This window comes from Streptomyces sp. NPDC002784 (assembly GCF_053592135.1).
Genome location: NZ_JBSFVD010000002.1, coordinates 430,497 through 454,944, shown reverse-complemented (window position 1 = coordinate 454,944; position 24,448 = coordinate 430,497). Strand labels below are relative to the sequence as shown.

General features: G+C 74.1%; 20 protein-coding genes and 1 pseudogene. 11 read left to right on the top strand and 10 right to left on the bottom strand.

The genetic code is table 11. The features are described 5' to 3' along the window. Window positions 1–65 precede the first annotated feature (65 nt). From ACWD1Z_RS06675 to ACWD1Z_RS06655, 5 genes are all read left to right on the top strand, one after another. Window positions 66–2,900, top strand: coding sequence for a DEAD/DEAH box helicase (locus ACWD1Z_RS06675; protein WP_451116113.1), 2,835 nt, complete (start codon window positions 66–68; stop codon window positions 2,898–2,900). Beyond that, entirely contained in the window at window positions 2,897–5,077 is a 2,181-nt protein-coding gene (locus ACWD1Z_RS06670) for an SWIM zinc finger family protein (RefSeq protein ID WP_451116112.1), read from the top strand. Before ACWD1Z_RS06675 ends, ACWD1Z_RS06670 begins: the two co-directional genes overlap by 4 nt. A gap of 121 nt (window positions 5,078–5,198) precedes the next feature. Beyond that, window positions 5,199–6,512 (top strand): bifunctional 3-oxoadipate enol-lactonase/4-carboxymuconolactone decarboxylase PcaDC, encoded by a 1,314-nt coding sequence (gene pcaDC, locus ACWD1Z_RS06665; RefSeq protein ID WP_451116110.1) that lies wholly within the window; start codon window positions 5,199–5,201, stop codon window positions 6,510–6,512. A 33-nt stretch (window positions 6,513–6,545) separates the two neighbouring features. Further along, window positions 6,546–7,181 (top strand): MBL fold metallo-hydrolase, encoded by a 636-nt coding sequence (locus tag ACWD1Z_RS06660; protein ID WP_451116108.1) that lies wholly within the window; start codon window positions 6,546–6,548, stop codon window positions 7,179–7,181. A gap of 30 nt (window positions 7,182–7,211) precedes the next feature. Beyond that, the gene (locus ACWD1Z_RS06655) at window positions 7,212–7,991 is read left to right on the top strand and encodes an exodeoxyribonuclease III (protein ID WP_451116106.1); all 780 of its coding nucleotides are present in this window, start codon (window positions 7,212–7,214) and stop codon (window positions 7,989–7,991) included. 4 nt (window positions 7,992–7,995) lie between these two features. On the opposite strand, the gene ACWD1Z_RS06650 is transcribed toward ACWD1Z_RS06655, so the two are convergent. After that, window positions 7,996–9,771 carry an SGNH/GDSL hydrolase family protein gene (locus ACWD1Z_RS06650; protein ID WP_451116105.1) on the bottom strand — a complete coding sequence of 592 codons (1,776 nt, stop codon included), beginning with the start codon at window positions 9,769–9,771 and terminating at the stop codon, window positions 7,996–7,998. A gap of 122 nt (window positions 9,772–9,893) precedes the next feature. Beyond that, on the bottom strand, window positions 9,894–10,217 hold the full coding sequence (gene fdxA / locus ACWD1Z_RS06645; RefSeq protein ID WP_451116103.1) for a ferredoxin: 324 nt from the start codon (window positions 10,215–10,217) through the stop codon (window positions 9,894–9,896). A gap of 197 nt (window positions 10,218–10,414) precedes the next feature. Here fdxA and ACWD1Z_RS06640 point away from each other — a divergent pair, with 197 nt between their 5' ends. From ACWD1Z_RS06640 to ACWD1Z_RS06625, 4 genes are all read left to right on the top strand, one after another. Then, window positions 10,415–11,356: a DMT family transporter gene (locus tag ACWD1Z_RS06640; RefSeq protein WP_451116102.1), complete on the top strand. Its 942-nt coding sequence runs from the start codon at window positions 10,415–10,417 to the stop codon at window positions 11,354–11,356. A 221-nt stretch (window positions 11,357–11,577) separates the two neighbouring features. Continuing rightward, window positions 11,578–11,715, top strand: a complete 138-nt coding sequence (locus tag ACWD1Z_RS06635; protein ID WP_389420576.1) for a hypothetical protein — start codon at window positions 11,578–11,580, stop codon at window positions 11,713–11,715. Further along, window positions 11,712–13,031, top strand: a complete 1,320-nt coding sequence (locus tag ACWD1Z_RS06630; protein ID WP_451116101.1) for a glutamate-5-semialdehyde dehydrogenase — start codon at window positions 11,712–11,714, stop codon at window positions 13,029–13,031. Before ACWD1Z_RS06635 ends, ACWD1Z_RS06630 begins: the two co-directional genes overlap by 4 nt. Before the next feature lie 15 nt (window positions 13,032–13,046). After that, complete coding sequence (locus ACWD1Z_RS06625; RefSeq protein ID WP_451116099.1) at window positions 13,047–13,208, top strand: hypothetical protein; 162 nt, start codon at window positions 13,047–13,049, stop codon at window positions 13,206–13,208. A 164-nt stretch (window positions 13,209–13,372) separates the two neighbouring features. Here the strand turns inward: ACWD1Z_RS06625 and proB are convergent, their stop codons facing one another. Then, window positions 13,373–14,632 (bottom strand): glutamate 5-kinase, encoded by a 1,260-nt coding sequence (gene proB / locus ACWD1Z_RS06620; protein WP_451116097.1) that lies wholly within the window; start codon window positions 14,630–14,632, stop codon window positions 13,373–13,375. Beyond that, window positions 14,629–15,639, bottom strand: a complete 1,011-nt coding sequence (locus ACWD1Z_RS06615) for an alpha/beta fold hydrolase (protein WP_451116095.1) — start codon at window positions 15,637–15,639, stop codon at window positions 14,629–14,631. The genes proB and ACWD1Z_RS06615 overlap by 4 nt, the downstream gene beginning before the upstream one ends. Before the next feature lie 42 nt (window positions 15,640–15,681). Here ACWD1Z_RS06615 and ACWD1Z_RS06610 point away from each other — a divergent pair, with 42 nt between their 5' ends. Continuing rightward, the gene (locus ACWD1Z_RS06610; protein WP_451116094.1) at window positions 15,682–15,882 is read left to right on the top strand and encodes a hypothetical protein; all 201 of its coding nucleotides are present in this window, start codon (window positions 15,682–15,684) and stop codon (window positions 15,880–15,882) included. Window positions 15,883–17,345: 1,463 nt separating this feature from the next. Here the strand turns inward: ACWD1Z_RS06610 and ACWD1Z_RS06605 are convergent. After that, window positions 17,346–17,576, bottom strand: a pseudogene (locus ACWD1Z_RS06605) (WhiB family transcriptional regulator); the annotation flags it as partial. 414 nt (window positions 17,577–17,990) lie between these two features. Here ACWD1Z_RS06605 and ACWD1Z_RS06600 point away from each other — a divergent pair. Then, window positions 17,991–19,052 (top strand): type III polyketide synthase, encoded by a 1,062-nt coding sequence (locus ACWD1Z_RS06600; protein WP_451116092.1) that lies wholly within the window; start codon window positions 17,991–17,993, stop codon window positions 19,050–19,052. Between the two features lie 117 nt (window positions 19,053–19,169). Here the strand turns inward: ACWD1Z_RS06600 and ACWD1Z_RS06595 are convergent, their stop codons facing one another. The 5 genes from ACWD1Z_RS06595 to ACWD1Z_RS06575 all read right to left on the bottom strand — a co-directional run bounded on the left by ACWD1Z_RS06595 (window position 19,170) and on the right by ACWD1Z_RS06575 (window position 24,447). After that, complete coding sequence (locus tag ACWD1Z_RS06595) at window positions 19,170–19,862, bottom strand: TetR/AcrR family transcriptional regulator (RefSeq protein WP_451116090.1); 693 nt, start codon at window positions 19,860–19,862, stop codon at window positions 19,170–19,172. Between the two features lie 149 nt (window positions 19,863–20,011). Continuing rightward, window positions 20,012–20,581 carry a TetR/AcrR family transcriptional regulator gene (locus ACWD1Z_RS06590; RefSeq protein ID WP_451116089.1) on the bottom strand — a complete coding sequence of 190 codons (570 nt, stop codon included), beginning with the start codon at window positions 20,579–20,581 and terminating at the stop codon, window positions 20,012–20,014. A 113-nt stretch (window positions 20,582–20,694) separates the two neighbouring features. Then, window positions 20,695–22,323, bottom strand: a complete 1,629-nt coding sequence (locus ACWD1Z_RS06585) for an FAD-dependent oxidoreductase (RefSeq protein WP_451116088.1) — start codon at window positions 22,321–22,323, stop codon at window positions 20,695–20,697. Continuing rightward, window positions 22,307–23,578: an MFS transporter gene (locus ACWD1Z_RS06580; RefSeq protein WP_451116086.1), complete on the bottom strand. Its 1,272-nt coding sequence runs from the start codon at window positions 23,576–23,578 to the stop codon at window positions 22,307–22,309. The genes ACWD1Z_RS06585 and ACWD1Z_RS06580 overlap by 17 nt, the downstream gene beginning before the upstream one ends. Window positions 23,579–23,601: 23 nt before the next feature. Continuing rightward, window positions 23,602–24,447, bottom strand: coding sequence for an SAM-dependent methyltransferase (locus ACWD1Z_RS06575; RefSeq protein ID WP_451116084.1), 846 nt, complete (start codon window positions 24,445–24,447; stop codon window positions 23,602–23,604). Window position 24,448: the final 1 nt, after the last annotated feature.

Below are 24,448 nucleotides of genomic sequence, written 5' to 3'. Positions count from 1 at the left end.
GTCAGACCCCGCCCGTAGAGTCGAAGACGACTGATCCGACTCAGGGACGGGAGGTGACAGGGCGTATGAGGGACACCGCGACAGCGGCCGACCGCACCGGCGATCTCCGTACGGCGGACTTCGTGCCCGTGCGCCTCGCCGCCGTCTTCCTGCCCGCGCCCCTGCCGCGCGAGGGCCGGATCGCCTTCTGGGACCCCGAGGACGCCCCCCTGCCCGCGGGCCCCGGGCCCACCGAGCTGACGGTGGTACGGCGGCACGGCACCGGGGTCCGCCGCAGGCCCGCCCCCGCCCTGACCCTCCCCCTGGACGCCGCGCTGCCCCTCCTCGTCCGCGCCCGCCGCGACCCCGCGGCCCACCCCGCCACCGCCGCCTGGGGCGCCGCCGCCCAGCACGCCCTACGGCTCACCGCGCGCGGCCGGCTCCTCCCCGGACTGACCCCCACCGGCCACGACGCCTGGCGGGCCGGCCCCCTCGGCCCGGACGACATCGCGCACCTGCGGGCCATCGCCGCCGCCCTGCCCCCCGAAGGACACGCGGTGCCGCTGCCCGGCCCGGGACCGCTCCGGCTGCCCGAGCCGGAAGCCCTGATGCGCTCCTTCCTCGACGCGGTCGCCGACACCCTGCCCCGCACCCCGGCCGCTCCCCACGCCTGCGGGAAGCCCTTCGCGGACCGCCGGCCGCAGCGCCTGCCCGACGCCCACGACTGGGCGGCCGAGGTCGCCGCCGGAATGGACGCGGGCGTCCGGATCTCGCTGCGCCTGGACCTGGCGGCCCACCAGCTGTTCGACAGCGAGGAGGGCGTGCGCCACGCGGGCGCGGCGATCGTCCAGGTGCACAGCCTCGCCGACCCCACCCTGGTCGCCGACGCGGCGGCGCTGTGGGCGGGCGAGGCGGACGCGGCCTTCGGTCCCCGCGCGCGGGTCGACGCCGCCCTCGCGGTGCGCCGCGCGGCCCGGGTCTGGCCGCCGCTGGACCGGCTCGCCGAGCAGGACGTACCCGACGTACTGGCCTTGTCCGACGAGGAGTTGGGCGATCTGCTGGGGGTCGCGGCGACCCGGCTCGCGGCGGCGGGCGTCGGGGTGCACTGGCCCCGCGACCTCGCCCAGGACCTCACCGCCGCCGCGGTGGTACGGCCCGCCCCGGGTTCGGCGACCGACGGCACCGGCTTCTTCGAGAGCGAGGACCTGCTCCAGTTCCGCTGGCAGCTGGCGCTCGGCGGGGAGCCGCTCAGCGAGGCCGAGATGGACGCGCTCGCCGAGGCGCATCGCCCGGTCGTCCGGCTGCGCGACCACTGGGTGCTGGTGGACCCCGCCCTGGTCCGCAAGGCCCGCAAGCGCGAACTGGGCCTGCTCGACCCGGTCGACGCGCTGTCCGTCGCCCTCACCGGCACCGCGGAGGTCGACGGCGAGTCGGTGGAGGCGGTGCCGGTCGGCGCCCTCGCCGCCCTGCGCGACCGCCTCACGGCGGGCGTCCGCCCCGCCGCGCCACCGCCCGGCCTGGCCGCCACCCTGCGCGACTACCAGCTCCGCGGCCTGGCCTGGCTGGACCTCATGACCTCCCTGGGCCTCGGCGGCTGCCTCGCCGACGACATGGGCCTCGGCAAGACCGTCACCCTCATCGCGCTGCACCTGAAGCGGGCCCGCAGCGAACCGACCCTGGTGATCTGCCCGGCCTCCCTGCTCGGCAACTGGCAGCGCGAGATCACCCGCTTCGCGCCCGGCGTCCCCGTGCGCCGCTTCCACGGCCCCGACCGCACCCTGGACGACCTGACCGGCGGGTTCGTCCTCACGACGTACGGCACCATGCGGTCCGCGGCGCCGGTCCTCGCCCAGCAGGCCTGGGGCATGGTCGTCGCGGACGAGGCCCAGCACGTGAAGAACCCCTACTCGGCGACGGCCAAGGCGCTGCGCACCATTCCGACCCCGGCGCGGGTGGCGCTGACCGGCACCCCGGTGGAGAACAACCTCTCCGAGCTGTGGGCCCTGCTGGACTGGACGACCCCGGGGCTCCTCGGCCCCTTGAAGTCCTTCCGGGCCCGGCACGCGCGGGCGGTGGAGAACGGCGAGGACCAGGAGGCGGTGGAGCGGCTGGCGCGGCTCGTGCGGCCCTTCCTCCTGCGCCGCAAGAAGTCCGACCCCGGGATCGTCCCGGAGCTGCCGCCCAAGACCGAGACCGACCACCCGGTGCCGCTCACCCGTGAACAGGCCGCGCTGTACGAGGCGGTGGTGCGGGAGTCGATGCTCGCCATCGAGACGGCGGAGGGCATGGCGCGCCGGGGCCTGGTCCTGAAGCTGCTGTCGGCGCTGAAGCAGATCTGCGACCACCCCGCGCTGTACCTGAAGGAGCCCGCCGCGGGCGAGTCCCTGGTGACCCGTTCCGGCAAGCTGGCGCTGCTCGACGAACTGCTGGACACCCTGCTGTCGGAGGACGGCTCGGCGCTGGTCTTCACGCAGTACGTGGGGATGGCCCGGCTGATCACCTCCCACCTCGCCTCCCGCGCGGTCCCCGTGGACCTCCTCCACGGCGGCACACCGGTGCCCGAGCGCGAACGCATGGTGGACCGCTTCCAGGCGGGCGAGACCCCGGTCCTGGTGCTCTCCCTGAAGGCGGCCGGCACCGGCCTGAACCTCACCCGGGCCGGCCATGTCGTCCACTTCGACCGCTGGTGGAACCCGGCCGTGGAGGAACAGGCCACCGACCGCGCCTACCGCATCGGCCAGACCCAGCCCGTCCAGGTCCATCGCCTCATCACCGAGGGCACGATCGAGGACCGCATCGCGGACATGCTGGAGTCCAAGCGGGCTCTGGCCGACGCGATCCTCGGCTCCGGCGAAGCCGCCCTCACCGAACTGACGGCCCGCGAACTCTCCGACCTGGTCTCCCTGCGGAGGACCTCATGACCCCCCGCCCATCGGAAGAGGCCCGCCGCGCGCTCAGGGCCGCCCGGGAGCGGGAGGCGAGGGACGGGGGTGCTTCCGGCGCGGATGTAGGGGAGGGCGGGGGTCCTGGGGGCGAGGACCGTCCCGTGACCGGGCTGTCGGAGGAGGGCGGTCGGGTGCTGCGCCCCGAGCCGATGGGCATGGGCGGGGAGTTCGGTGACGTGAAGCGGCCTGCCGGGGAGCTGTCCGAGGCGGCTCGGCGGGCGTTGCGGATGGCACGGGAACGGGAGGGCAAGAGCGCGGCCAAGGGCGAGCGGTCCGGTGGTTCGGGTCCCGCCATGACGGGGACGGACACGCGTGAGGCTCGCCCCGGCGACGTGGCACGTGCCGCGCTGCGGCGCGCCGGTGCCGGGGACGGCCCGGACCCGGCGGGTGACACCGGGGCGGGCACGCCCGGGACCGCCTCCGCCGACCCGCCGGCGGCGCGCCCCGCGGATGTCGCGCGGGAAGCGCTGCGTGCCGCGCGCCGGGCCGAGCCGAACCCGGCGACCCCGGTCCCGGGACGCGCGCGTCACCCCCGCCCCGCGCGGAGCGACGCACCGGCGGCCCGCGCCCGCGCCCTGCGGGAACTGCTCTCCGGCGCCTTCCGACTGCCCGCCGATGCGGATTCCCCGGAGGAGAAGCCGACCGAGACCGGCGATACCGGACGCGATTCCCGGCCCCGGACCCCCGACGCACCCGACGCCGACCCGATGCCTCCCAACCCGCCTGCCCCCAGCCAGGGAAGTGCCAGTGCCGGTACCCACGACGCCGACCGGCTGCATGCGGATGCCCACGCCGATACCCGTGGCGCCGACCGGGCGGCTCCCGAGCCCCCTGCAGATGCCCGTGGCGCCGGTCCGACGGTCCCCGACCTCCATGCAGTGCCCCGCAGCATGGCCGCTCCCTCCCGGGACGGGGACCACCGGCGTACCTTCCCCGCCCTTCCCGCCGGAGGCGCCGGTGGGACCGGGTTCGCCGAGACGTGGTGGGGCAATGCCTGGGTGGCGGCGCTGGAAGAAGGGGCGCTCGACCCCAAGCGGCTGGCGCGCGGGAGGGGTTACGCCGAGCAGGGGCACGTGGACGCCATCACCGTCACCCCCGGCCTGGTCCTCGCGTATGTGAAGGGGAGCCGCCCCCGGCCGTACCGCGTGCAGGTGCGGTTGCGGACGCTCGACGACGCCGACTGGGAGCGGTTCCTGGACGTCGCCGTCGAGCGGCCCGGGCATATCGCCGCGCTGCTCGACAAGGAGATGCCGCACTCCCTCGCCGAGTGCGGTGTGCCGCTGCTGCCCGGCCCGGGGGACCTGGAGCCCCAGTGCAGCTGCCCGGACCACGGCCACCCCTGCAAACACGCGGCCGCCCTCTGCTACCAGACGGCACGTCTGCTCGACGCCGACCCCTTCGTCCTGCTCCTGCTGCGCGGCCGCGGTGAGCGCGAGCTCCTGGACGCCCTGTCCCGCCTGAGCGCCGCGCGGGCGGCCCGGGCCGCGCAGGACCAGGGACCGGCGCCACTGCCGGGCGTACGGGCGAGCGACGCTCTCGCACCCCGCGAACTCCCGCCGCTCCCGCCACCGCTGCCGGTCCCGCCGCACCCCGAGCAGCCCCCCGTCTATCCGGCGGCACCGGGCGGCCCGGACCCGTTCGCGCTTGACCAGCTGGCCACCGACGCCGCCGCCCGCGCACACGCCCTGCTCGGCACCGGCCACGACCCGCTCGCGGAACTGACGCTGTGGCAGGACGCCGTACGACTCGCCGCGGCCCGCCCCGGAGCCGGCCTCACCGCGGGCACCCGCGCCCTGTACGCCTCGCTCGCCTCCGCCGCTGGCCGCACGCCCGCCGACCTGGCCCGGGCGGTCGCCGCGTGGCGCCAGGGCGGCGAGCAGGGGCTCGCCGTACTGGAGGAGGCATGGGACCCGCCGGCCGGCCGCTTCGACCGGGCCCGCCCCCTGCTCCTGGCCGCCGACCTCCCGGCGTTCCGCCCCTGGCGCAACCGCCTCACCCACCCCCGCGGCCATGTCCAGCTCCGCCTCGGCCGCGACGGCCTGTGGTACGCGTACGAATCGGAACCGGGCCACGACGACTGGTGGCCGCGCGGCACCCCGGACCTGGACCCCGTCGGCGCGCTGACCGGCCTGGGCGGTCCGGTCGGGCCATGACGGCGGACCGGGAGCGCCCGGTGAAGAGCGTGTGAGGATTCGTCGCCGAAGTATGGGAGCCGGATGGGGGGAGTGGGGGACCGGGGGCGGGGCACCGAGGCGCGGACGCTAGCGTGGAGCGGTGAGTGAGACGAAGACCCCTGCCCTCCAGTACCGCTTCGACGGCCCGCAAGACGCCCCGGTCCTCATCCTCGGCCCGTCGCTCGGCACCACCTGGCACATGTGGGATCGTCAGGTCCCCGAGCTGACGAAGCAGTGGCGGGTCTTCCGGTTCGACCTGCCGGGACACGGCGGCGCCCCGGCGTACCCGGCCGGATCGGTCGCCGAGCTGGCCACGCGGCTGCTCGTCACGCTGGACGGTCTCGGCGTGCAGCGCTTCGGCTACGCGGGCTGCGCGTTCGGCGGCGCCATCGGAGTGGAGCTGGCGCTGCGCAACCCCGAGCGGCTGGCCTCGCTCGCCCTGATCGCCGCCTCGCCCCGCTTCGGCACCGCCGACGAGTTCCGGCAGCGCGGGGTGATCGTCCGGACGAACGGCCTCGATCCCATCGCCCGCAGTTCGCCCGAGCGCTGGTTCACCCAGGGCTTCGCCGGCGCCCAGCCCGCCATCACCGACTGGGCCGTGCAGATGGTGCGCACCACCGACCCCGGCTGCTACATCGCCGCCTGCGAGGCGCTCGCCTCCTTCGACGTGCGCACCGAGCTGACCAGCATCGGTGTGCCCACCCTGGTCCTGGTCGGCTCCGAGGACCAGGTCACCGGCCCCGCCGAGGCCCGCACCCTGGTCGCCGGCATCCCGGACGCGCGGCTCGCCGTGGTCCCCGGCGCCTCCCACCTCGTCCCGGTGGAGCAGCCGGCGGCCGTCACCGATCTGCTGGTCAGGCACTTCTCCACCGCCTGGCAGCCCGTCTACGAGCCGTCCACCGGCCAGGTCGCCATCGCCGCGGCGCCCGTGCAGCCGGTCCTCGCCGCTCCGGCGCCGGTCGCGCCCCCGCAGCCCGCGCCCATCGCCGAGATCGCCCCGGCCGCCGTCCCCGCCCCGATGGAGGGCGGCCGGCCCGATCCGTACGACGCCGGCCTGAAGGTGCGCCGCGAGGTGCTCGGCGACGCGCACGTGGACCGGGCGCTGGCGCAGGCCGACGAGTTCTCGGGCGACTTCCAGGAGTTCGTCACCCGCTACGCCTGGGGCGAGATCTGGGACCGTCCCGGCCTCGACCGGCGTACGCGCAGCTGCGTCACCCTCACCGCCCTGGTCGCCGGCGGCCACCTGGACGAGCTGGCCTTCCATGTGCGGGCCGCGCTGCGCAACGGCCTCACGCCCGCCGAGATCAAGGAAGTGCTGCTGCAGGCCGCGGTCTACTGCGGTGTACCGGCGGCGAACAGCGCGTTCACGGTGGCGCAGCAGGTGATACGCGAGGAGACCACCCCCACCGAGTGATCCCCCGCGCCGGCGCGGGGGCAGGATGGTGCCATGAGGTTCACGAAGAAGACGCACGCCTGCGTCCGCCTGGAGAAGGACGGACGCGCGCTCGTCCTCGACCCCGGAGGCTTCACCGAGGAGGACGCCGCCGTCGGCGCGGACGCGATCCTCGTCACGCACGAGCACCCCGACCACTTCAGCGAAGAGCGGCTGCGCACCGCGATGGAGGCCAACCCGGCCGCCGAGATCTGGACCCTGCGGTCGGTCGCGGAGCAGATCTCGGCCGCCTTCCCGGGCCGGGTGCACACCGTCGGCCACGGCGACACCTTCACCGCGGCGGGCTTCGACGTCCAGGTCCACGGCGAACTGCACGCGGTCATCCACCCGGACATCCCGCGGATCACCAACGTCGGCTATCTCATCGACGGCGGCCGCGTCTTCCACCCCGGCGACGCCCTCACCGTCCCCGACCACCCGGTCGAGACGCTGATGCTCCCGGTCATGGCCCCCTGGAGCAAGATCTCGGAGGTCATCGAGTACGTCCGCGAGGTGAAACCGCGGCGCGCCTACGACATCCACGACGCCCTGCTCACCGACCTCGCCCGGCCGATCTACGACAAGCAGATCGGCGCCCTCGGCGGCGCCGAGCACCTGCGGCTGGCGCCCGGCCAGAGCGCGGCTCTCTGATTGTCAGTGGTGCCGGGTAGGTTGTGGGACATGCGTATCGCGACCTGGAACGTGAACTCGATCACCGCCCGCCTGCCGAGGCTCCTGGCCTGGCTGGAGAGCAGTGGCACCGACGTGCTCTGCCTCCAGGAGGCCAAGGTCGCCGAGGCCGCCTTCCCGACCGAGCAGCTGCGCGAGCTGGGTTACGAGTCGGCGGTGCACGCGACCGGCCGGTGGAACGGCGTGGCGGTGCTCTCCCGCACCGGGATCGAGGACGTCGTCAAGGGCCTGCCCGGCGATCCCGGCTACGACGGCTCGGTCGAGCCCCGCGCCATCTCCGCGACCTGCGGCCCGGTCCGCGTCTGGTCGGTGTACGTGCCCAACGGCCGCGAGGTGGACCACCCGCACTACGCCTACAAGCTGCAGTGGTTCGAGGCCCTGAAGGCGGCCGTCGCGGGCGACGCGGCCGGCAGCCGCCCGTTCGCGGTGCTGGGCGACTACAACGTGGCGCCGACGGACGACGACGTCTTCGACGTGGCGGCCTTCGAGGGCCTGACCCATGTCACCCCCGCCGAGCGGGCGGCCCTGGCGTCCCTGCGCGAGGCGGGCCTGTCGGACGTGGTCCCGCGGCCCCTGAAGTACGACCGCCCCTTCACGTACTGGGACTACCGCCAGCTCGCCTTCCCCAAGAACCGCGGCATGCGCATCGACCTCGTCTACGGCAACGAACCGTTCGCGTCGGCGGTCAAGGACGCGTACGTGGACCGCGAGGAGCGCAAGGGCAAGGGCGCCTCGGACCATGCGCCGGTGGTGGTGGACCTGGACGTGTAGCCCCTCACGGCGCGGGCACCAGAGCCCGCAGATCCACCGACGCGGCCAGCGCCGCGAGCCCCGCGTCACCCGGGTGCAGATGGTCGCCGCTGTCGTACCGCGGCAGGATGCGCGCGGGGCGCGCCGGATCCCGCAGGGCCGCGTCGAAGTCCAGGACGCCGTCGAAGACTCCGGTGGCCCGGATCCACGCGTTCACCTCGGCCCGCTCCGCGTCGACCGCGGCCGTGCACTGGGCCGCGCCCTCGCACGGCACGATCGTGGCCGCCAGCATCCGCAGCCCGTGCGCGTGTCCCCGGTCCGCGAGCAGGCGCAGGCCCTCGATCACCTGCTCCGAGGTCGCGCCCGCGCGCACGTCGTTGACGCCCTCGAAGACCACCGCGGTCCGCACCGACGGCTGGGCGAGGACATCGCGGTCGAAGCGGTGGGGCGCGTTCACCCCGGCGGTCTCCGTGGAGACGCCGTCCCCGGGGTAGCGGTCGGTGAGCACACGGTTGCCGGAGATCCCCTGGTTCAGCACGCCGTAGTGCGGCACCTCGTCCTGGCCGAGCAGCCGGGTGGCCAGCACATTGGGCCAGCGGCGGTTCGCGTCGAGGGTGGAATGCGTCCCGTCCGTGATCGAATCGCCGAGCAGCACCACCGAGCCCGGCCCGCCGCCCACGTCCACCCCGGCGAGCAGCGGCCAGCTGGTCAGGGTCGAGGTGTACGCCGTGGCGGTACCGTCGGCCGCGTGGTCGCCCGGCTCACTGAGGTACGACCGCTGCACCGCGAGCCGGTGCACCGGCGCCGCCGCCACCGTGCCGGGCAGATGGAAGCTGACCAGGAGGTTCGTGTCCGCGGGCACCGTGAAGCCCAGCGGGTCGCTGAACACCTGGGCGCCCGCCGGGATCTCGCTGCCCGCCGCGCCGCCGAAGGACAGCGGCACCGGCGCCCCCTGCGGCGTGGCGCCGGACGCCTGGACGGCCACCGTGGCGCTGCCGATCCGTACCGGCGTCGCCGCGAAGGTGTTGTCGAAGCGGACGCGGACCCGCGGCCCGCCCGCCGAGGTGTGCACGACCAGCCGCAGCGTCCGGTCGGTCCAGGGACCCACGGCCGGGTAGCCGCCGGTGGCCGCGGACCAGGTGCCGGTCCACCCGAGGGTGTCGGTGCGCACCGACACCGCGAACACATGGAGTCCGGCCGCGTGCGGCAGCCGTACCGACGTCACCTCGCGGTCGGCCGCGAGCGGCACGGTGACGACGTACAGCCGGGCCTTCTCGGTGAGCCGGCCGGCCGGTGTGTTGATGTGCGGGAGGGCCAGCGCCTTGGTGGCGAGCGGACCGGTGCGCCAGTCGGGGGCGGTGAGCCGGTACGGGGCGCTGGTGCCGTCCGCGTACGCGACGGTGCCGATGCCGGTCACGTTCGTGCCGGTGGTGCCGGCGACCAGGAAGGCGAGGGCGTCGCCGCGGCCGGGGAGGCGGATGTCCTGTCCGGCGGCGAGGACGTTGTCGGGCTCGCCCGGCGTGCGGTCCGGCCAGGTGAGACGGGCGCCCTGCACGGTGAACGCGCGGCCCGGGTGCCAGCCCGCGGCGGCCAGGTCCGCGGCCGACAGGGAGGCGCCCGAGCCGTCGAAGTCCGCCTCGCCGGGGCGGGCGTCGTCGCTGACCGCGGTGTTGTCGAAGAACTGCTCCAAGGGCAGCGGCTCGGCCGCCGCAATCGCCGCGTGGGCGGTCGCCGACGTCACGGGCAGCAGCCCCGCGATCAGCGCGCACACGACCCCCGCGCCCCGAAGACTCAGCCGCACGTCCCGCCCCTCTCCTCCGTGACGCCCTTTGCTGACGTGATGTCAGGCGGGCACGAAGCTATGGACGTGGCGGGCGCAGGTCAACGAGGGTCGTGTGCACGGCGGTCGAACTCACCCGTTCGTCACGGCTTCGCGGTCACGGGCAGCTCCGCGACCACCGGGTGGTCGGACTCGACGGGACCGAGGTTGGCGGCACCGCCCGGGGAGCCGAGGTCGGCGAAGAACTCCGTGTCGGCCCGGCGGAAGTCGGTCCACTCGCCGGGGACGTCGTCCTCGAAGAAGATCGCCTCGACCGGGCAGACGGGCTCGCAGGCGCCGCAGTCGACGCATTCGTCCGGGTTGATGTACATCTTCCGCTGGCCTTCGTAGATGCAGTCGACGGGGCACTCGTCGACGCAGGCCTTGTCCTTGAGGTCGACGCAGGGCTGGGCGATGACGTACGTCATGAGCGACTCTCCGTGATCCAGATGGCGTTGCCGGGCTCGTGCGTGCGGTGAGGGTAGGAGGCGCGGCAGGAATGCGCGTGGACGTCGGATGGAGTCCGTCTCGAACCGGTTGCGCGGGTTAATTCAGCACCCGTAGACTTCAACGGAGGGTGAAATATTACGGCTCCGTGCCCGGCGCGGTGAAAGGACGTACCACCGTGTTCTCGGTTCTGGTGCTCGGTGCGACTTCCGCGCTGGCGTACGCGGCCGCGGCGGTCGCGCAGCGGATGGCCGCCCTGCGCGCCGCCGGGCCGCGGGCGGTCGGACTGCGGCGGTCCGGGGCGTGGTGGGTGGCGGTGCTGCTGAACGCGTTGGGGGCCGTGCTGCACACGGCCGCGTTACGGTACGGCTCGCTCGTCGCCGTGCAGATGCTCGGGGTGCTGACGCTGGTCGCGGCGCCCCTGCTGTCGTCGGGGGTGCTGCGGCAGCGGATGACGTCCGCGCAGTGGACGGGGACGGCGTTGACCGTGGCCGGGGTGGTGGGACTGCTGGCGCTCGTCCCGTCCGCCGGGGAGAGCCGCACGCTGGACACGGGCGAACTGGTCGGGGTCGGGCTGCTGACCGCGGTCGCGATGGGGGTGCCGGTGGTCGCGGCGGCGGTCGCCCGGAGCGTGACGGTCGCGAGCCTGTCGTACGCGGCCGCGGCGGGGGTCGCCTTCGCGGCGGCGAGCGCGCTGGCGCAGACCGCGGTGCTCCGGGTGACCGGGGCGGGGTCGGGGACCGTCGCGTCGACGGTGCTGGTCGCGGGCGGGGTGCTGTTCCTCGCGCCGGCCGGGCTGCTGTTGTGCCAGCTCGCCTACCGGGGCGGCCTGGCGGCTCCGCTGGCCACGGTGACACTGGTGAACCCGGTGTTCGCCGTGGTGCTCGGGGCGGCGGTGCTGGGGGACCGGTACGCGACGGGGCTGATGACGGTGGCCGCCGGCCTGGTCGCGGCGGCCGCGGCGGGACGGGGCGTGTTCGTGCTGGCCCGCGCGGAAACCCACGGCGCACCCGAGGGCTCCCGCCCGCAAGTCGCCGCGCCCGGCGGCCACTTCTGGGGAATCCGGCTGCGGAGGTCGGCGTCGGAGGCGGTGGGGACGGCGCCGGAGCCGCGGCGGTGACGTCGCCGGCTTCGGCTGGGCGGTGGGGTTCCTTCCGGGTTCCCGCCCGCCGCCCCGTGGAGCCGCGCTCGAGATTCAGTCCAGCCGCTCTCGTGGAGCCGAAGTGCCGGTCTTGTCGGGGTTGTTGGCTCGTGCGAGTCTCGTGGGGGGTGAGTTCATCAGTTGTTGAGTTCCCCTTGTGGGTGGGACACGGCAGCGCCCGTATATCGCAGGGAGTTCCTATGAGCAGCACTGGTACCGGTCTCACCGTTCATCCGGAGGAGGCCGAGGCGTTGGCGTGGGTGATGCTGGCCGAGTTGTCGGGGACCGTGCCCGCGCCGCCGCCCGTGGAGCAGGTGGAGGACGGCGGTGAGGGGTGACCGCCGATGCGGCCGTCGGCGTCCGGGACGCGGCGCCGCGGGTGCAGACGGAGGACGTGCGCGATGCCGCCCTCGCCTCCCGCGCCGCCGCCCGGCTGCTTGCCGGTACCTCCGGTGACGTACGGAACGCCGCGCTGCTCGCCGTCGCGCGGCGCCTGACCGTCGACCCCGCCGACATCCTCGCCGCGAACCAGCGCGACCTGGCCGCCGCCCGGGACGCCGGACTCGCCGCCGCCGTGCTGGACCGGCTGACCCTCACCCGCGAGCAGCTCCACACGCTCGCCGGCACCGTGCGCTTCCTCGCCGCCCAGCCCGACCCGGTCGGCGCCGGCGTGGACGGGACCGTCCGGCCCAACGGCCTGGAGGTACGGCGGATCAGAGTCCCCCTCGGCGTCATCGGGATGATCTACGAGGGCCGCCCGAACGTCACCGTCGACGCCGCCGCCCTCTGCCTCAAGAGCGCCAACTCCGTTCTGCTGCGCGGCTCCTCGACCGCCCGGCACACCAACGCCGCCCTCGTCGCCGCCATGCGCAAGGCCCTCGCGGACACCGGCGCGCCCGTCGACGCGGTGCAGACGGTGCCCGGCACCACGCATGCCGCCGTACGCGAACTGATGTCCCTGCGCGGCCTGGTGGACGTCCTCGTCCCGCGCGGCGGCGCCGAGCTCATCCGCACCACCGTGCGCGAGTCCGCCGTACCCGTGATCGAGACCGGCGTCGGCAACTGCCACGTCTACGTCGACGAGCACGCCGACCTCGACAAGGCGCTGGCGATCCTGCTCGACGCCAAGACGCAGCGGACGTCCGTCTGCAACGCCGCCGAGTCCCTTCTCGTCCACGAGGCCGTGGCGCCCGCCTTCCTGCCCCGCGCCCTGTCCGCGCTGGCCGAGCGCGGCGTGGTGGTGCACGGGGACGCGCGGGTACGGGCCCGGCACGCGGCCGTCGTACCGGCCACCGACGAGGACTGGGGCCGCGAGTATCTCGACCTGGAGATCTCCGCCGCCGTCGTCGGTTCGCTGGACGAGGCCGTCGAGCACATCCGGCGCTACGGCACCGGTCACACGGAGGCCATCGTCACCGACTCGCACACCGCCGCCCGCCGGTTCGTCGGCGCGCTGGACACCGCGGTCGTCGCCGTCAACGCCTCCACCCGCTTCGCCGACGGCGGTGAGCTCGGCCTGGGCACCGAACTCGGCGTCTCCACCCAGAAGTTGCACGCGCGCGGCCCGATGGGTCTGACCGCGCTGACGACCACCAAGTACGTCCTGGTGGGCGATGGGCACATCAAGGGCGGAACCGCCGCCCCGCTGCCCTAGACGGGAGGTCCGTTCATGCAGATACGCATCATCACCAAGACGAAGCCGGCGGGCCGGCTCGTGTACCGGGACGAGGCGCGGCGGGTCCGCCGCCGCTCCGAGGTGCCGCCCCCGCTGGGGCTGGCCGGAGTGGACGACGATCCCGCCGAGTTCCACATCGTCCGCAGCATCGACTGAGCGGAACGAGAAGGCGGAGCGGCCTCGGCAAGGCTGAGCGGAGTGATAGGGCCGAGCGGAGTGATACGGCCGAGCAGCCTCGGCAAGTCGGGCCCGTCGAGGGCCTCGTACAACAGGGCGGCGCCCGTCGTGGAAACCGACGGGCGCCGCCCTGCTGCCGGCCGTCAGCCGAGCCCGGGTCCGCCCGCGTCCCGTGCCGCGAACTCGCGGGCCGGCAGCACCCGTACGCTCACCTGCCGGCGCAGTTGCGACGGGAGCCCGCCGCGGGCCGCGGCCGGGAGCAGGACCAGGTCGTCCTGGTGCACCACCTCCCGGCCCGAACGGCCGCGCAGCAGCGACAGCTCCTGGAAGGCGAGCGAGGCCAGGCCGCGGGCGACCACCCGGCCCTCCTCGTCGAGGAGTTCCACCGGATCGCCCGCGACGAACTGGCCCGCCACCCGGGTCACCCCGGTCGCGGGCAGCGCCCCGCGGCCCTGCACCAGGGCCTGCACCGCGTCCGCCGTCAGCTGGACGGTGCCGCGCGGGCTGCTGGCGTGCTCCAGCCACAGCAGATGGTCGGAGCTGCGGTCCCCGGTGCGGTGGAAGAGGGTGCCCGTCTCCCGGCCCGCCAGCGCGTCGGCCGCGTGCCGGGCGGCGGTGAGGACCACCGGGACACCGGCCCCGGTCGCGATCCGGGCCGCCTCCACCTTGGTCTTCATCCCGCCGGTGCCCACCCCCGAACTGCCGGCGCCGCCCAACTCGACGTCCGCCAGATCCTGTTGGCCGTGGACGTCCTTCAGGCGCTGCGCCCCGGGCCGTCGCGGGTCGCCGTCGTACAGGCCGTCGATGTCGGACAGCAGCACCAGCAGGTCGGCGCGGACGAGGTGGGAGACGAGGGCGGCGAGCCGGTCGTTGTCGCCGAAGCGGATCTCCGACGTCGCCACCGTGTCGTTCTCGTTGACGATCGGCACCGCGCCCATGGACAGCACCTTGGTCAGGGCGCGGTAGGCGTTGCGGTACTGGGCGCGGCGGCCGATGTCGTCGGCGGTCAGCAGGACTTGGCCGACCCGCAGGCCGTAGCGGGCGAAGGAGGCCGTGTAGCGGGCCACCAGCAGGCCCTGGCCCACGCAGGCGGCCGCCTGCTGCCCGGCCAGGTCCTGCGGGCGCTCGGCCAGGCCCAGCGGGGCGAGCCCGGCGGCGATGGCACCGGAGGAGACGAGCACGATCTCGGTGCCCGTGGTGCGGGTGCGGGCGAGGACGTCGACGAGGGCGTCCACGCGGTCCGAGTCCAGGCCGCCGACCGCGGTGGTCAGCGAGGACGACCCCACCTTCACCACGATCCGCCTGGCCTTCAGCACATCGGGGCGCAGGACCTCGGTATCGGGGGTCGGGGGTTTGGCAGCGGGGGTCGGGGACTTGGTATCAGGGGTCGGGGGCTTGGTCATCGTTCCGCTCCCGTTTCGAGGGCGAGTTCCCGAGGCTCACTCGGGGCCGGCTCGCGTCGGTCTCGTAGGTCGCGCAAGAGCGCGTGCACGGTCTCCACGACCAGCACCGGACGCTCGTACGGCAGGTCATGGCCCTGTTTCGGCACGGTGTGCAGGCTCGCCCCCGGGATGTCGTCGGCCAGGCGCAGGGCCTGGGCGGGTGGTGTGTAGCTGTCCAGGGCGCCGACGAGGATCCGGGTCGGCACCCTGCCGAGCGCGCCGAGGCGGCCCGCGCAGGCGTGGGTGGTGAGCGCGGCGAAGAACTCGGCCACGATCAGCGGCGGGATGGTGCGCAGCGCGTGCGCGTCGGCCCGTGCGGTGTCGGTGCCCGGGCCGCGCCCGAACAGGGCGTGCCAGATCGGGGCGGTCGAGGGGTGGGACAGCGGTCCGGTGAGCAGCCGGTGCACGGCCTTGGCCCAGCCCGGCGAACGCAACATGCCGTCAGCGACGAGCCGTTCGGCGTGCGCCCTGCGCTGCGCGCCCCGGTCCTGCGGTACGAAGGGGACCGCCCCGACGTCCTCCACGCAGGTCGAGAACAGCGCGACGCCGCTGACCCACGGTCCGAACAGATCGGGCCTGGCCGCGGCGAGCTGCTGTACCGCCATGCCGCCCATGGAGTGGCCGACGAGCAGGACCGGCCCGTCCTCGGGCGCGGTCGCCCGGCGCAGCACGAGGTCCAGGTCCCGGCCGAGCAGCGCCATGTCCAGCGGCGCCTGCCCTCGCGTGGACCTGCCGTGCCCGCGCTGGTCGTAACTGACCGCCCGCAGCGCGGGAAAGCCGGGCCGGGGCCGCGTCAACGCGTCGATGTGCGGCCGCCAGTCGATGGCCGACATGGTCCACCCGTGCGACAGTACGACGGTGGCCTCGGCCTCCGGCGAACCGTGCGCGTACACCACGATCTCCGCGCCGTCGTCCGTGATGACGGTCCCCGCGAGCCGCCGGTCCTGCCCCATCCGTACGGCACTCATGACGCACCCCGCTCACCGGCGGGGGCCCCTGGAACGGGCCGGATGGTGATGGTGATCCGAGGACTGCCGGGGGTGACGAAGGTGCGCGCGGACCTGCTGGTGAGCGTGACCCGAGGGCCGGTGGGCAGGCGGCGCGCCTTGGGCATGAGGGGCATGCGGGTACGGTCGGCGGTCATCGGCCGCGAAACCCGCCCCTCCGCGCCCGCCAACTCCGCCGAGTACCCGGCACCACCGGCCGACTGATGGGTGGCCTCCGCCGAGTACCCGGCACCACCGGCCGACTGACGAGAGGACCGCGCCCCGTCGTCCGCGGGCGCAACTCCGGGTCCGTCACCGGCGTCCGCCGCTTGCCGTCCGCCCGTGGAACCGGGCGGTACGGGGGTATGCCGGCCAGCCGGCATTCGCGGCCCGTCCGCAGGAGCCGGGGCTCCCCACCCGTTACCGGCGCCCGGCGCCCGCCGTCCACCATCGCCAGGCGGCACTCCCTGCCCACCGGTCTCCGCCGGCCTCGGAGGACGCCGACCACCCGGCCCCCCTCGCCCGTCAGCCGTGAGCGGCCCCAACCGTCCGTCGCCGCGAGTTACCAGCGGTCGCGAGGTCCGATCGCTGCCCGACGTTCCTCGCCCGTCGGCCGCAGGTGCAACGCCCAGCCCGTCAGAGTTGACCGGCGCTCGCCGTCCGCCGCCGCCCGGCGGCACCCCCCGCCCGCCGGACCCCGCCGGAGCCGGAGGACGCCGACCACCCGGTCCCCCTCGCCCGCCGGCGGTAGCGGGAACCGCACGCGCACCAGGCCCCAGTGGCCCCGCCGCCTGATTGCCGCCTGGTCTTCGGGTCCCGTCCGCAGGAGCCGGTACTCCCCGCCCATCCGCGCTGAGCGGCGCTCGCCGTCCGTCACCTGCGAGCGGGACGCCCCGGGCACCGGGCCCCAGCGGACCCGAGACCCGCCCGCCACCCGGAGCCCTCCGCCCATCCGCCGAACCCGACACTCCCCGCCCGCCACCCGCAGCCGACACTCCCCGCCCGCCACCCGCAGCCGACACTCCCCGCCCGCCACCCGCAGCCGACACTCCCCGCCCGCCACCCGCAGGCGGCGCGCCTCGTCCGCCACTCGCGAGCGGTCCCCGTCGTCCATCTCCGGTAGGCGGCGCGCCTCGTCCGCCACTCGCGAGCGGTCCCCGTCGTCCATCCCCCGCAGGCGGCACCCCCCGCCCGCCCCCCGCCAGCGGCACCCCCCGTCGGTCCGCAGGTACCGGCCCCGCCGGATGACCGCCGCCGGACGGGAGTTGTGGTTGCTGGGGACTGGAGGGCCGGGCACGGGATCCGTACCGGGGGAGTGGGGTGCCGCCCAGGGACGTTGCGCCGCCGCGTATGGCGGGGCGTTCGGCGCCGGTCACCTCCCCTCCCTGGGTGCCGGACCGGCGCACCCGTTTCCTGGGGGCTCGCGGGTTCGGCATGCCGCTCACCGGGCCGCGGGTGCATGAGGATGCCAACTCGGCCAGCTGCCAAGCCTGTTGGACCTGCCCGAAGCTGATGCCGAGGGCGCCGGCGATCCGGCGCGGGGTCCAGCCGTGCCGGCGCAGGTACCACACGTACGCCGGCCGCTCCCGGGGCGTCGCGCTCAATCTGCGTCCGCCGCCCGCGAGATACGCGGCCAGCTCCGCGGCCGTCGACTCCAGCGTGCTCGCGATACGCAACAGCTCACGCCGTTCACGCGCGTTGAAGCCGCCCCAGATCCCGGCGCCCTCGTCGTGGACCAGGGCCTCGCGCAGACACTCCCGGGCCACCGGGCAGCGCCCGCACAGGCGTTTGGCCATGGCCTCCCGGTCCACGCCGCCGGAGGCGCCGGGGAGGGGGAAGAAGGTCTCGGGGTCGGTATCGCGGCAGGCAGCGCGTTCGGTCCAGGGGTCGGGGTCCGCGTAGTGCGGTGGTGCGTGCATGGCGGTCGGCCCTTTCTCGGTGTGATCCCGGTGGCCGGTGCTCTCGGCTGTCCTCCCGGATTGAATTCCATGCGCGTTGAATTTCGCTCTAGCTGGAGTCAACTCCGGTCTCGTACCTTCGTTTTCCAGAGGCCGACCCCGGGCAACGCCCGGAAAGTGGGAAAGCCTCCGTACAGCGTTCCGCATCGCCATGTGCCGCCGCGCGCCCGATCCTTGTGGCGTCCGGCGAGACGCGCCGTCGAGGCGCCCGCGAAGGACAGCACCGTCAGACACCGGGGGGAGTGTTCGGCATGCGCGATTTTCCAGGCAAGACTCAACGGGCGGCGACTGCGACGCCGTTCGGGCGCCCGATCACCGGGCCGGATGTGGTGAGTGCTCCTTCATCCGCTGGCTTCCCACCGTTTTGGAGACGTCGTGCCAGTCGTCACTGCTCCCGTTGTCGCCCTGCCCCGCTACCAGGTGACGACCGATGAACTCATCGGCCGTATAGACGAGTTGTACCCGGACCACCCACGACTGCGCCTGGTCCGTCAGGTCATCCGGCGCTCGTCGGTGCGCACCCGCTGGTACACCCGCCCGCTGGAGGAGCAGTTCAAGAACGACTGTTCGCTCTTCGAGCGCACCCGCAGACATCTGCACGACTCGCTCGACCTCGCGGAGCGGGCCGGCCGCGCGGCGCTGCGGGAGGCGGGACTGAAACCGGAGGACGTCACCGCTCTGGTCGTGTCCAGTGCCACCGGCCACAGCATGCCCGGACTCGACGTCCTGCTGATGGAGCGGCTCGGACTGCCCCCGTCGGTCCGCCGCATCCCCGCGACCCAAATGGGCTGTGTCGGCGGCGTGTTCGCCGTCTCGACGGCAGCGGAACTGGTGAAGGCCCGCCCGGACGCCATCGTGCTCGTGGTGTGCGCGGACGCCTTCAGCCACTACCTGCACCCCGGTGACGTCGGCATGGACGGCATGATCTTCAAGGCCATCCTCGGCGACGCGGGCGGCGCCTGTGTGGTCCGCGGACGGGTGGACGGTCCCCACATGGAGATCACGGGATCCTGGGAGTTCCTGGACGTCAGCGGCAAGGACATCGTCGGCAGCCGCATCGAGGACGACGGACTGCACGCCCAGAACTCCCCGCGGCTCGCCGAGGTCGTCGGCGGAGCCCTGCCGGGGCTGCGGGAATGGCTGGCCGAAACCGCGCCCGCCGGCACCGACGGCGCCCCGGACTTCATCGTCTCGCACACCGGGAGCCCCCGGATCCTGGACTGCCTCTCCGACGGTCTCGGCTGCCCGCCGGAGATGTTCGGACTGGCCCGCGACTCACTGCGCGAACTGGGCAACCTGGGCGCCGCGTCCGTGCTGGAGGTCATGGAACGGACCTTCGCCAAGCGGCCGGAGCCGGGAGCGCGCGGCCTGATGATCGGCGTGGGCCCCGGCGTGTGCCTGATGGCGCTGAAGACCGTCTGGCGCAACGGCGTCTGACCCGGTGTCGCCGCGGCGGGCGCTCCGCCGCGGACCGCGCTGCCGCACCACGGAAGGGGCGGCCCCGATGCGGGGCCGCCCCTTCCCGCAGCCCCGGCCGGTGCGCCCGGCCGGGGCTCAGTCCTTCTCGTCGCCGGCGAACTTGCGAGGTTCCAGCCGGGGAGACAGACGCTGTTCGAGCGCCGGAACCACCCAGGCCATGAACTCGGTGTACTCCATCCCCGCCAGCGGCTGGATCTGCAGGACGTAGCGCATGATGGCCAGCCCGGCGAGATGGCCGGCGGCCAGCGCCGTACGGGTCTCGGCGTCAGCAAGGTCGCGGTAACCGGAGGCGTTCGCCCAGGACTTGGAGCTCGCCTCGACGCGGGCCCGGAGCACGTCGGACGTAGCGCTGTCGGCCATGCCCGCCCGGTAGACGGCGGTCATGGCGTAGCGCGTCTTCTCGTTCTCCCAGAAGGAGAAGTACGCGTGCGCGAGCCAGGCGGCCTGTGAGGTGGAGGTGTCGCCGATCGGCGTCTCGTCGAAGGTGGTGGAGACGCTGAAGGAGGAGTTGACCGCGGCGTCGAACACCCCCTCCTTGTTCACGAAGAAGTGATGCACCAGCGCCGGGTCCACCTGGGCGGCTTCGGCGATCGCGCGGATCGTCGTGCGGGCGTAGCCCCGGTCGGCGAAGAGGTGGAGCGCCGCTTCCAGGATCTGGTCGCGGGTTCCGCTGTCCCCTGGGCGACGCCCGCTGCGGGCACGCCTCGGACGGCTGCGCCGAGCGGTCGGAACGTCGGTCGAGTCGGTCTTCCCGGATCCTCCCGACATCGAAGCGGAACCGTCTGTACGCCTGGGATTCATGACATCACTGCACTTCGGACGAGGTCTGTCGGAACAATTAATTCACTGTACAGTGAAAATACCTTATCAGGTGGGTCACCTCGAGGCCATGACCATGCGGAGTCTTGGGCTCTTCCTTACTCGGCCGTCAGCACCGTCCGCAGCGACGGCGTCACCAGCTCCGCCAGCGCCGCCACCGGCAGGTCCGCGATCGGCCGCAGCCGCAGGACGTACCGGGTGAACGCCACCCCCAGCAGCTGCGCCGCGAGTATCCCGCTGCACGCCGCCGCGCGCTCCGGCCCGAGGGCGCCGCGCAGGCTGCTGGTGAACTGTTCGTGCAGCATCTGCCGCAGATGCTCCGCCGCCCGCTCGTTGGTCGCCGCGCAGCGCAGCAGCAGCCGCATCGAGCCCTCGGCGAGGTCGTCCTCCCACGGCGCGAGGAAGTGGGTGACCAGCGCCTGCGGGAGCAGCTCCGGGGGCGTGCCCGTGAGGTCCGGCAGATGCAGGTCCACGTCGAGCGCGGCGTCGAAGAGCTGTTCCTTGCTGCCGTAGTAGCGCATGACCATGGAGGGGTCGATGCACGCCGTGGCCGCGATGGCCCGGATCGTGGACCGCTGGTACCCGTCGGCCGCGAAGTGCATCCGCGCCGCCCGCAGTATGGCCTCGCGGGTCCGCTGGGAACGCCCCGAGATCAGCTGCTGTGCCATGGCGACGAACCTTTCTGCATCCGATCCGTGCTGGTGCCCGCGCGGCGGCACCGGGCCGCCGCGCGGGAGTGGGGCCGGCGGTATCGTTCAGGGCCGGCCGCGGTGGCGCCTCATCAGGTGCGGTCGGCGGAGGCGGGCGCCGTGTCGGTGGCCCCGGACTGTTCCCGCCGGGCCGGCCGGGCGAGGGCCGCCGCCTCGGCGGTGGTGGCGGGCTGCCGCGCCGGGGTGGGCCCCTCGGTGCCGCACCAGCGGTGCAGGGCCTGCCGTACGCGTGCTTCGCGGCCCGTCGGCGACGATGTGCTGTCCACCCAGGCAGCGTAGCCGTCGGGGCGGACCAACACAGCGCCGATACCGGCGAGTTGCGGGACCGGACCGGCCACCCGGACCGGGCAGACCCGCGAGCCCCAGGCGTCCGCGACCGCCGCGGCCGCGCCGTCCTCGCCCAGGTCGAGCAGGAGGAAGCGGCCGTCGCGCATCAGCTCGTACAGCCGTACCGGCGCGCCCTCCGCCTGCGGCACCGCCAGGTCCGGCACCCGCTGGCCGGGGCGCAGCCGGGCACCGCCGAGCGCGGCCGGCCGGCCCCGGCCGGCGTAACCGGCGCGCAGTCCGGACAGCGCCTCGCCGGCGAACTTCTGGATCCGGCGGCGCCCGAGCAGCCGGCTCAGCACCACCCGGCGCAGACCCGACACCACCGGCGAGGGGTGGGTGGCCATCCGGGTGGCGTGATCGGTGGCCTTGAGGATCTTCTGCGCCTGCGGCCGGCGCTCGCTCTGGTAGGTGTCCAGCAGTCCGGCCGGCGCCCAGCCCTGGAGCGTGGCGGCCAGCTTCCAGCCGAGGTTGACGGCGTCCTGGATGCCGAGGTTCAGGCCCTGCCCGCCGAGCGGGGAGTGCAGATGCGCCGCGTCGCCCGCGAGCAGCACCCGGCCGGTGCGGTACTGGTCCGCGAGCCGCTGGTGGATCTTGAACCGGGCCATCCAGCGCGGCTCGTGCGGCTTGGGGTCAAAGCCGAGGACCTCCGTCAGCCGCTCGGCCAGCTCCTCCAGCGTCACCTCGTCCCGCGTCCACGGGTGGTCCCGGTGGCCCACCGCGATCCGGTGGAAACCGTCCCCGAAGGGGATGGACACCATCATCGCGCCGCCGCCGGAGAGGATCGCGACGTCGTCCGGCGGCGGCGTCTCGAGCCGCACGTCCGCGAGAATCGGCGCGATGTCGTAGGTACGGCCGCGGAAGGCGATGCCGGACAGCTCGCGCACCGCGCTGTGCGCGCCGTCGCAGCCGACGACGTAGTCCGCGGTCTCCTCCCATTCGCCGGACTCGGTGCGCACCTGCAGCCGGACGCCCGTCGCGTCCTGCTCCAGGCCGAACACCTCGGCCCCGCGCTGCACGATGACCCCGAGATCGATCGCGCGCTGCTGCAGCATCTCCTCGGTGCGGCTCTGCGGGACCACGTACACCGCCGGGAAGGGGCTGTCGACCGCGGTGAAGTCGATCGACGCGCCCGGTGCGGGCAGCATCCGGCCGACCGGACGGCCCACCGCGGTGAGCGCGTCGGCGTGGCCGCGCAGGTCGAGCACCTCCAGGGTCCTGCTGTACAGGGCCATGGCACGGGATTGCGCGGACGCCTCCGTACGGCGCTCCAGGACGGTGCAGGAGACTCCGGCGGCGGCCAGTTCGCAGGCCAGTGCCAATCCGGTGGGTCCCGCTCCGACGATGATGACGGACTGTTCAGGGGTGGGTGCCATGGGTCTCTCCTTGGACATCGGTCAGCGATAAGGCCGGTGCGGGCTGTGCACCGGAGGCGGTGGACGGCCGGCCGGCCCGTGCCGCCCAGGCACCGCAGCCGAGGGCCAGGGCGCCGAGCAGCAGCCAGCCGACGGCCCCGCGCTGCACCACGAGGAACGTGACGACGAGCGGACCGTAGGTGTTGCGGGCGGCGTTGCCCAGGCTGAAGAAAGCCAGATACACCTGACGGCGGTCCTCGGGCGCGAGGTCGTAGGAGATGGCCCAGGCGCCCGCCTGCTGGTGCATCTCCGCGAACGCCTGGAAGGCCACCGCGGCGAGCAGCACCGTCACCGCCCAGGCCGTGGGCAGCTCGCCGGTCGCGGCCAGCGCACAGCAGCCGACGGCGAGCAGCAGACCGCTCAGCCGCAGGGCCCGGCCGCCGTCCGCGGCGCTCTCGATGCCCCGGGTCGCCCGTACCTGGAAGAGCACGACGACGGCCGTGTTGAGCACCAGCGTCCAGGCGATCACGGACCGGGGCAGCTCGTCATGGGCCAGCACCCACAGCGGGATGCCGATGGTCAGCACCGTCACATGCAGGCTCACCACGGAGTTGAGGACGGTCAGACCGGTGAACCGCCGGTCCCGGAAGACCGCCAGGCGCCGCCGCCACGGCAGCGGCCTGCCGCCGCCGCCCTGCCCGGCCGGCAGCCGGGCCACCAGCGCGGCGGCCAGCACGAACGACAGCGCGTTGCCGTGGACGACGGCCAGATACACCCCGTCGCTGTCCCACAGCAGCGCCCCGGCGGCCGCCAGACCGCCGAGCGAGAGCCCCAGGTTCTGCAGCGAACGGGCCATGCCCATCGCCCGCACCCGCTGCCCGGACTCCACCGCCGCCCCGAACATCCCCTGCACCAGCGGCGAGGCGGCCCGGTCGGCCACCGCCAGCAGGGACACCACGAGCAGGAAGGGCACGAAACCGGAGGCGAACGGGTAGCACGCCAGCAGCGCCGCCCGGGTCAGATGGGCGGCGATCAGCATGGTGCGCGGACCGGCCCGGTCCGCCAGGATCCCGGTGGGCACCAGCAGCGCGAACGACACCGCGCCCGCGATGCCCAGACCGAGCCCCACCTCACTGCTGCCCAGGTCCAGGTAGCGGGTGAGGAAGACGACGGAGACCGCCATGTAGAGGCCGCTGCCGAGGGCGTCCACGAACACCGCGGCCAGCAGCGCCCGGGCGGTGCGCGGCAGCCGCTCCCGCTCGGCGGTCTTGTTCATGTCGGCTCCGATCGGCGGACGTTCTAGTAGTAGTCGCGCATCAGATCGTCGACCCACGCGGGCTGTACGACGTCCTCGCGCGGCCCGAACTGGGTCAGATACGGCTTGATGTCGAGCACGGGCGTGCCGTCCACGGCGTCGAGGCCGCGCACATGGACGTCGAGCCCGTCGACCTTCAGCAGCCGGCAGCGCGAGACCCCGATGCGGTTGGGGCGGTTCTTCGCGCGCTGGGCGAAGATCCCGGCCCGCGGCCACTCGGGGTTGCCCCGCGGATGCCGGGCCCCGGTGTGCACCTTCTCCGGGGCCACCCGGTGGAAGTGGAAGACCACCTCCACATGGGAGAAGGCGTCCAGGCCGAGCAGCGCCTCCGGGGTGAACCGCTGCCCGTCCAGCCGGATCACCGAGGTGACGTCGCCCCAGTAGTCGTCGGAGAGGTCACTGCGGTCGCTGTGGACGCGCCCGATCGGCACCAGGTCGGTGACGGCACCCGGCCGCGGCTCCTCCAGATGCGCGAACCACACCTCGTCCCGGACCAGCAACTCGCCCGCGACGGCCCGCTGGACGGTCAGGAAGATCCCTTCCGCCGGGACGTTCAGCAGCTCGGCGAGCCGCTGCTGGATCAGCCGGAGCAGCGCGCCCACCTGGTCCTTGGTGTAGCTCTCCTTGCACACCACGAAGCCGACCGGGGCCGGGGGAGTGTCCGGGGTGCGCCACTCGGGCCGGTGATAGGTGCCCGGCTCAAGACGCTGCCACCACACCCAGCAGTGACCGGCGGGCAGGCCCAGCAACTCCGTGACGGACTGCGACAGTTGCTCCAGGGCCGTGGGACCCGGACTCGCGTCGGGGGAGAACAGCCTGATGATCGGCATG

Bases quoted from the DNA above. Each gene is read 5' to 3' on its own strand.
- ACWD1Z_RS06615 (WP_451116095.1), bottom strand. From the start codon at position 15,639: ATGAGTGCCGTACGGATGGGGCAGGACCGGCGGCTCGCGGGGACCGTC.
- ACWD1Z_RS06580 (WP_451116086.1), bottom strand. From the start codon at position 23,578: ATGAACAAGACCGCCGAGCGGGAGCGGCTGCCGCGCACCGCCCGGGCG.
- ACWD1Z_RS06670 (WP_451116112.1), top strand. From the start codon at position 2,897: ATGACCCCCCGCCCATCGGAAGAGGCCCGCCGCGCGCTCAGGGCCGCC.
- ACWD1Z_RS06660 (WP_451116108.1), top strand. From the start codon at position 6,546: ATGAGGTTCACGAAGAAGACGCACGCCTGCGTCCGCCTGGAGAAGGAC.
- ACWD1Z_RS06625 (WP_451116099.1), top strand. From the start codon at position 13,047: ATGCAGATACGCATCATCACCAAGACGAAGCCGGCGGGCCGGCTCGTG.
- fdxA (WP_451116103.1), bottom strand. From the start codon at position 10,217: ATGACGTACGTCATCGCCCAGCCCTGCGTCGACCTCAAGGACAAGGCC.
- ACWD1Z_RS06595 (WP_451116090.1), bottom strand. From the start codon at position 19,862: ATGTCGGGAGGATCCGGGAAGACCGACTCGACCGACGTTCCGACCGCT.
- ACWD1Z_RS06635 (WP_389420576.1), top strand. From the start codon at position 11,578: ATGAGCAGCACTGGTACCGGTCTCACCGTTCATCCGGAGGAGGCCGAG.
- ACWD1Z_RS06655 (WP_451116106.1), top strand. From the start codon at position 7,212: ATGCGTATCGCGACCTGGAACGTGAACTCGATCACCGCCCGCCTGCCG.
- ACWD1Z_RS06575 (WP_451116084.1), bottom strand. From the start codon at position 24,447: ATGCCGATCATCAGGCTGTTCTCCCCCGACGCGAGTCCGGGTCCCACG.
- ACWD1Z_RS06590 (WP_451116089.1), bottom strand. From the start codon at position 20,581: ATGGCACAGCAGCTGATCTCGGGGCGTTCCCAGCGGACCCGCGAGGCC.
- ACWD1Z_RS06675 (WP_451116113.1), top strand. From the start codon at position 66: ATGAGGGACACCGCGACAGCGGCCGACCGCACCGGCGATCTCCGTACG.
- ACWD1Z_RS06610 (WP_451116094.1), top strand. From the start codon at position 15,682: ATGGTGATGGTGATCCGAGGACTGCCGGGGGTGACGAAGGTGCGCGCG.
- ACWD1Z_RS06585 (WP_451116088.1), bottom strand. From the start codon at position 22,323: ATGGCACCCACCCCTGAACAGTCCGTCATCATCGTCGGAGCGGGACCC.
- proB (WP_451116097.1), bottom strand. From the start codon at position 14,632: ATGACCAAGCCCCCGACCCCTGATACCAAGTCCCCGACCCCCGCTGCC.